General features: G+C 56.9%; 6 protein-coding genes. All 6 read right to left on the minus strand.

The annotated features are described in order from the left end of the window. Positions 1 to 1,353 (minus strand): FAD-binding oxidoreductase (locus ACTTKG_RS07815; protein WP_442673660.1); only part of this gene is annotated, 1,353 nt, incomplete at its 3' end. After that, complete coding sequence (locus ACTTKG_RS07820) at positions 1,350 to 2,558, minus strand: electron transfer flavoprotein subunit alpha/FixB family protein (protein ID WP_442673661.1); 1,209 nt, start codon at positions 2,556 to 2,558, stop codon at positions 1,350 to 1,352. The genes ACTTKG_RS07820 and ACTTKG_RS07815, both read right to left, overlap by 4 nt. 87 nt (positions 2,559 to 2,645) lie before the next feature. Beyond that, positions 2,646 to 3,437 carry an electron transfer flavoprotein subunit beta/FixA family protein gene (locus tag ACTTKG_RS07825; protein WP_442673662.1) on the minus strand — a complete coding sequence of 264 codons (792 nt, stop codon included), beginning with the start codon at positions 3,435 to 3,437 and terminating at the stop codon, positions 2,646 to 2,648. A 388-nt stretch (positions 3,438 to 3,825) separates the two neighbouring features. Next, entirely contained in the window at positions 3,826 to 5,295 is a 1,470-nt protein-coding gene (locus tag ACTTKG_RS07830) for a hypothetical protein (protein ID WP_442673663.1), read from the minus strand. Then, positions 5,295 to 7,004, minus strand: a complete 1,710-nt coding sequence (gene ptsP / locus ACTTKG_RS07835; RefSeq protein WP_442673664.1) for a phosphoenolpyruvate--protein phosphotransferase — start codon at positions 7,002 to 7,004, stop codon at positions 5,295 to 5,297. The genes ACTTKG_RS07830 and ptsP overlap by 1 nt, the downstream gene beginning before the upstream one ends. Before the next feature lie 122 nt (positions 7,005 to 7,126). Further along, entirely contained in the window at positions 7,127 to 7,393 is a 267-nt protein-coding gene (locus ACTTKG_RS07840; RefSeq protein WP_442673665.1) for an HPr family phosphocarrier protein, read from the minus strand. Positions 7,394 to 7,409 lie beyond the last annotated feature (16 nt).

The following is a 7,409-nucleotide window of genomic DNA, read 5'->3' on the forward strand; positions in this document are numbered from 1 at the left end:
CTTCTTGATGCCGCGCATCAGCTCGATCTTCTCAGGCGCATACGTCTCGCCCATGTAGGACATCTTCGCAAGACCAATGCCGTGTTCGCCGGAAACGAGACCTTTCAGCTCACGCGCTTTTTTATACATGCGAGCCATTGCCTCTTCGAGGTTCTTCTTCCAAACTTCCGGCGTCATGTCGTCGCGCAGAATGTAAATGTGGAGGTTGCCGTCGCCCGCATGACCGAAGCTCTTGATGCGGATGCCCATATCCTCGCGCACCTGATGCACGTATTCAACGAACGTGTTGACGCAGTCACGCGGCACGACGCAGTCGACTTCGTCCATCTCCGTCGTCGAGCCTTTGATCGCTTCGAGGAACGCGCCGCGCGTCTTCCAAATCGGCGTCTCGCGCTCTTCCGTATCGGCGATGAAGAGGTCGATCGCCCCCTGATCGAGGCAGATCTTCGCGACGTCGTCGTAATAGCCCGAAATCTCCTCCGTCGAATTGCCGTCGAACTTCAGTAGCAGATAAGCGTCCGCCGTCTTGTCCGGGAACTTCATGCCGAGGAATTCTTCCGCGTCCATGATGACTTCGCGCTCCATGAACTCAACAGCCGTCGGGATGACCTTCGACTTCATGATGACGGGAACCGTATCGATCGCGTGCTTCAAGGTCGGGAACGGCACGAGAAGCGTGACCGTTTTCTTCGGCAGCGGGATGAGCTTCAGCGTCGCCTTCGTGACGATGGCAAGCGTACCCTCCGAGCCGATGATCATGTCCTTGATGTCATAGCCCGTCGAGTTCTTGACGACCTTGCCGCCAAGGTTCATGACGGTACCGTCCGCCAAGACGACTTCCAAAGCACGGATATAGTCGCGTGTGACGCCGTACTTAACCGCGCGCATACCGCCGGCATTCGTCGAGATGTTGCCGCCGATCGTCGCGGACTTTTCGCCCGGATCGGGCGGGTAGAAGAGACCATGCGGCTCGACATAGGCATAGATCTCCATGATGAGCACGCCCGGCTCGACTGTCAGCGTGAGGTTTTTCTCATCGAGTTCAAGGAAATGATTCATGAGCGTCGTGTCGATCATGACGCCCTTATGCACAGCGACGGCTGCGCCGACAAGTCCCGTGCCAGCGCCGCGCGGCGTCACCGGCAGGTTGTTGTCGTAGCAATACTTCATAACCTTGGAAACTTCTTCTGTCGAAAGCACGCGCACGACGACATCAGGGAAATGCGCCTCAGCGCTGAGCTCATCATGGCTGTACTCTTCCTTGATCTCATCTTTCCAAAGAAGGCGCTCGCGCTCAACGATCTGGGCAAGGGCCTCGAGGTCTTTTTCGTCGAAAGTCTTGTAGGTACTCATGCTACAACGGCCTCCCCTTTCTTGATCTTTTCGATCAGCTGCGGAACGATCTCATAGATGTCTCCGACGATGGCGTAGTTCGCCACATCGAAGATCGTAGCTTTCGGATCCGAATTGATGGCGATGATGTTTTCCGAGTTGTTCATGCCGGCGACGAACTGAATCGCGCCCGATACGCCGCAGGTGATGATGAGTTTCGGGCGAACCGTGCGGCCCGACAAGCCGATCTGATGCTTCGCATCGAACCAGCCGCTTTCCATCATCGGACGCGTGCAGGCGACCTGCCCGCCCAAGAGTTCTGCAAGCTCTTCGATCATCGCGAGGTCTTCCTTCTTCTTGATGCCGCGGCCTGCAACGACGAGGATCTCGGCATTCTCGATGCTCTGTTCCTTCGGCTTCTTCGTCGTCTTGAGGACGTCGACGCGGTTCTTGAGCTTGTCCTTGGAGACGGTGAACTCCTCGACCTCGCCCGTCAGCGACTCGCTTCTTTCGGGAGCGTTCATGATCTTATAACGCACCGTGCACATCTGCGGACGATGATTCGGCGTGTGGATCTCCGCCATGATGTTGCCGCCGAACGCCGGACGAATCTGGACGAGATCCGTGTTCTCCTTCATGTCGAGAATCGTGCAGTCCGCCGTCAGACCCGTCTTGAAGCGAGCGGCGACGCGCGGTGCGAGCTGGCGGCCGACGGAAGTAGCGCCGACGAGGATCGCCGTCGGCTTCACCTTGTTGATGAACGCCTCAAATGCGGACGTGTACGTTTCAATCTTGAAATATTTAAGCTCGGGATCATCGCAACAGAACACCTTGTCTACGCCATAGTGCCTGAGTTCATCGACGCGGCCCTTGATGTCGCTGCCAATGAATACTGCATACACAGGATGGTGGATTTTTGCCGCAAGTTCCTTCGCCTTGCCGATGAGTTCGAACGTGACGGGGTGAATCACGCCTTCCTCATGCTCGACGTAGACGGCGATGCCGTTCCACTTGCTCTTGTCAACCGACGGCTTCACTTCGTCCTCGACGAACTCCATGACACCCGCCGGCCCCTTCTTCACGCACAGCTTACAGAGTTTGCAGCCTGCGTTGATGTCCAGCTTGCCGTCGTTGTTTTCCAGTGCATTGAACGGGCAGACGGCGATGACCGCTTCCATGATCTCCGTGCTGGTGATTTTGTCTTGATGGACAATGAGTTTCCCCATTTGCGTTTCCTCCAGTTCTTGTTCGACCCCCGCCAAGACACGCTCTTCGCGCCATTGCGGGCAGTTTCTTCGGCTCGGTTCGAAAGATCAGGCGATGAATTTCTTCTTCTTCAGCATACCCATAATCTTGTCCGTGACCTCTTCCGCCGAACCTGTCCAAGAGACCTGCTCCTTGTCGGACGTCGGCGGGAAGATGCGGCTGACCTGCGTCGGCGAGCCGTTCAAGCCGTAATGATTCTTGTCCTTGTCGTCCATGTCCTGAAGCGTGAACATCGGAATGTCCTTCGTCTCCGTCGCTTTCTTCTTGAGGTACGACGGCAGACGCGGCTGCACGATGTCCTTCTGCACCGTGATGAGACACGGGAACTGCACCTTCAGATGCTCGATGTCCTGCGCCATCTCCATGTCGACCAAAAGACCGCCGTCCTCGACGCCATTGATCTTCTTGACATTGCAGACGCTCGGCAGATCGAGCGCTTCGGAGACTTCCGGACCGACCTGCGCCGTATCGCCGTCCGTCGTCTGTAGTCCGCAGATAATCAGGTCGAATTTGCCGAACTTCTTGATGCCCTGCGAAAGCGTGTAGCTCGTCGCGAGGACGTCCGCGCCGCCAAACGAGCGGTCGGAGATGATCGCACCTTCATCGGCGCCCATAGCAAACGCCTCGTAGATGACGGCTTTCGCCTGCGGCGGTCCCATCGTGATGACGCTGACGCGCCCGCCGTACTGCTCCTTGAGGCTGAGCCCGCACTCGAGGGCAAACAGGTCGTACGGGTTCATCTTGGAATCTGCGCCGTCGCGCTTCAAGACGCCCGTCACCGGATCGACTTCAACCTTGTTCGAGCCAGGGACTTGTTTGATACATACAAGAATTTCCACAATTACCCCTCCGTTTATGATAATGTCGCTAAAAGCCCTACGCTGTTTATGATACTATAAACCTGCACAATAGGCAATAAAAAATTTTCGGATTTTTTCGGAAAGAATCTGCTTTCCACGCGTTTTCTCTTGCCCAACGACAAAAAAATAGGGCTTTCCTGCCTTGCGCTTACAATATTCGATAGAGACGGCGAAAATCCTTCTTCGGAAAATAATTTTCTTTTATGCAGACATAAATTTAATATAACTCGTCTTTGGTGAATTTATGCTGCATCCTGCAAGGCATAAAAAGCGGGATGACCGCACGATATTCCTGCAGCCGTCCCGCTTTTTGCTTCCGTCATTTTTCATTTTTGCCAACAGCCGCCACACAAAGCGGCATTTGCTCCTACCATTTTTCCTTCCAGCCGAAGGCGCTGCGCTTGCCTTCGGCATCGTAAAGCTCGATCGGCGCGAGCGTCACTTCGCCGTCCTTCCTGCGAAACGTCGCAGCGCGCGCACGATAGCCGTCGCCGAAGTCGATCTCAAGATCGCCAAAGCGCAGGTCGCGCCATGCGCTGTCAAAGGTGCCGGACAAACTCACGAAGGGCAGCACCCAGCGGTATGTGCCCGCGCCCGAGCGAAAGCTGCCGCTGTACTCGGTTCGCTGCGTGCTGCCCGCCGAACGGATCACGAGATCGAGATCCACTTTGCAGTCCAAATAGCCGTTCGGGAACCCTTCCGCCGCTTCAAGCCCTTCGCCGTGTCCGTAGAGATGCCAATAGCGCGTATCGAGGTCGTAATCGCCATAAGCATACAGCCTGCCGCCGAATACATCCGCCGTAACATCGGTGAAATCGAGCCTCGCATCGCGCCAATGCACCATACCCTCGACATTTTTGAAAGCAATGCCCGGAATGTGGAGATCGCGCAGCCGCACCGTACCTGCGCCCTCCATCGCCGCCAAAGGACCGGTAAAGCGCACGGACAGCGTCATCTTGTCGCGGATATTCATGCCGAAGCCCAAGGAGCTTGGGTCAACCTCACTGACAAGCACAGAGAGGTCAGCGACAGGAGTCGCCGGCTCTCGCATGTCAACCGCGCCGTTGATCGTCATGCCATTGCCGCGCATCGTGCCGCCAAGTCCGACGATCGTCCCCTTGATGGCGACCGCCTCCGCCGTATTGATGTCGGCATGGATTTCCATGCCCTGCAAAAGGTAGTGGCAGCGACGATAAAACAGCTCCCCGCGGCAGTTCGTAAGATCGAGCTTCAAACGCAGTTTCCTGCCCTCTCGGTCAAAATTCCGCAGATGCTCGTGCATCGCCTGCGTACGCTCGGCGCGCACCTTCTCGCCGAGCGCTTTCAGCTCGGCTTCCGTCAGATCTTCACGCCTTGCATTTTTATCTTTCGCACGTTCTTTTTCCGCTCGCTCCTTCTCTTTGAGCGCCGCCTCTTCTGCCGCATCCAATTCCGGCGAATGACGCAGAAAGTCAAACTGCATATCGTCGTCCAACGCCATCGAAAGCACGGCGCCGTCGAGCGTCAGTTCCTGAATCGTCGTCGATTTCAAATTGCCCGTCAAGACATCGTAGGGGCGGGCGCGAAAACTGCCGCGCGGCACGAAAAGGATCGTACCGCCGCCTGCGTCCTTCCACTCAAGATTTTCAAAGCGCACCTCGCCCAAGATGTTCGCGCGCAGCTTCTCCACAGTCACCGTACCGCGCAGCATCGTCTGATCCGCCATCGCATGATTGAAGATCAAGGCGGCGCTGCGGCTCAAGACGAAGAGGTCGGCAAAAACGAGAATCGCGGCGAGAAACACCGCCGCGATCAAACCTCGAATAAAATTTCTCTGACGTACCGCAAGGCGCAGCATCAGGCGAGAACCTTCTGCAGATATGCCTTGATCTCATCCCCATCCTCCATCTTCATGACATCGGCGAGGACTTCCTTCGCCCGCACGGCGGAAACGCTGCGCAGCTTCTCTTTGACGCGCGGAATCGACGGTGCGCTCATGCTCAGTTCCGTCAGCCCCATCGCCATCAAAAGCACAGCGGCGTAGGGATCGCTCGCCATCTCGCCGCACATGCCGCACCATATCCCGTTGTCTTTGGCGGCGCGCGCCGTACGCTCGACAAGGCGCAGGACGGCGGGATTGAAGTGGTTGTAAAGGTACGAAATGCTTGCGTTGCCGCGGTCAACGGCGAGCGTGTACTGTACGAGGTCGTTCGTGCCGATGCTGAAAAAGTCGACGTACTTGGCAAGCTCGGGCGTCATGATGGCGGCCGCCGGCGTCTCAACCATGATGCCGACCTGCACATTCTCAGAGAACGCCTTGCCCTCATGCGAAAGTTCAAGCTTCGCCTCATCGACGAACTCCAAGACCTTCTTGAACTCCGCGACGTTGATGACCATCGGCGCCATGATCGCCGCCTTGCCGTAAACGCCGGCACGAAGGATCGCCTTGAGCTGCGGCAGGAAGAGATCGCGCCGCTGCAAACTGATGCGAAGCGCACGGTAGCCAAGGAAGGGATTTTCCTCCGGCGGGATGTTGAGATACGGCAGCGGCTTGTCGCCGCCAATGTCCATCGTGCGTATCACGCAGATCTTGCCGTCGCACTTTTCGATCGCCTCTTTGTACGCCTTGAACTGATCGTCTTCCGTCGGGATGTCCTGCCTGCCCATGAATACAAATTCCGAGCGGAAAAGCCCGACGCCCTCCGCACCATAAGTGAGCGCCGCATCGACGTCCATGTGGTTGCCGATGTTGGCGCAGAGTTCGACGCGCACGCCATCTGTCGTGACAGCGGGCAGCGGCGCAAGCTCGGCATAGTACGCCTTGCGCTCCTCCTGCTGCTTGATCTTCTCGCGGTAAGATGCAAGCGTCGCCTCATCGGGGCGCACGAGAATATCGCCTCGCTCGCCGTCGATGACGACGAGCGCACCGTCGGGAATCTCCGCAAGGCGCTCGCCGATGCCGACGACCGTCGGGATAGCACGCGCCTTGGCGATGATGACAGCGTGGCACGTCGTGCTGCCCTGCCCCAAGATGACGCCTGCGATCTTGTCCGTCGGGATGTTCGCGATGACGGACGGCTCGATCTCCTGCCCGCAGAGGATCACGGGATCGTCGCCAATCTCCGGCTCCTTGACGCCGAGGATGTACTTGGCGATACGCTTGCCTACATCGCGGATGTCGGTGGCGCGTTCACGGAAATACGGATCGTCCATCTGCTCGAAAACAGCCGCCTGCTCCTTCGCCGTATCGAGCACTGCCAAAGGCGCGTTCGAGAACGCATCGACCTTTTTGTGCATCGTCTCTTCCATCATCGGATCCTGGACGAGCATACGGTGCGCCTCAAGGATCGCCGCCTGCTCCGCCATATCCTTCGCCTGCAGCGTCTTGATATTCCCCTGCAGCACGGCGACGACCGCCTTGATCGCATCCTTGATCTTTTGGTTCTCTATATCCTTATTGCCGGGTCGATAGCCCTTCAAATAGCCGTCGATGTTCTGCCCCGCCATCATGATCTTGCCGATTGCAATGCCGGCGATGACGCCCTTGCCGCGCAACCCCTCTGCCATATACGTCTCCCCCATTCATTGACTTTGCAAATATTTCCTTATACGAGAGTACTTATATATTTTGATGATTTCTTATAAAAAAAGCTCCGGGGCATACGCGAAACCACCCCGGAGCTTTTTCATTACTCCTCGCCGAACTTCGTTTCGATAAGCTCCTTGAGCGCCGCTACAGCATCCGCCTCATCGGGGCCATCCGCCGCAATCGTGATCTCCGTGCCCTTGGCAAGCCCCAAGCTCATGAGCATAAGGATGCTCTTGGCGTCCGCCGTCTTCCCCTTCGCCTTGACCTGTACCTTCGACTTGAACTTCGCGGCCGTCTGCACAACAACGGAAGCCGGACGCGCATGAATCCCCGTCTTGTTCTCAATCGTCACTGTTGCTTCTGTCATTCGAATCTCTCCTTAC

Source organism: Selenomonas sp. (genome assembly GCF_052169755.1).
In the GTDB taxonomy this organism is placed as follows: Bacteria; Bacillota; Negativicutes; order Selenomonadales; family Selenomonadaceae; genus Selenomonas.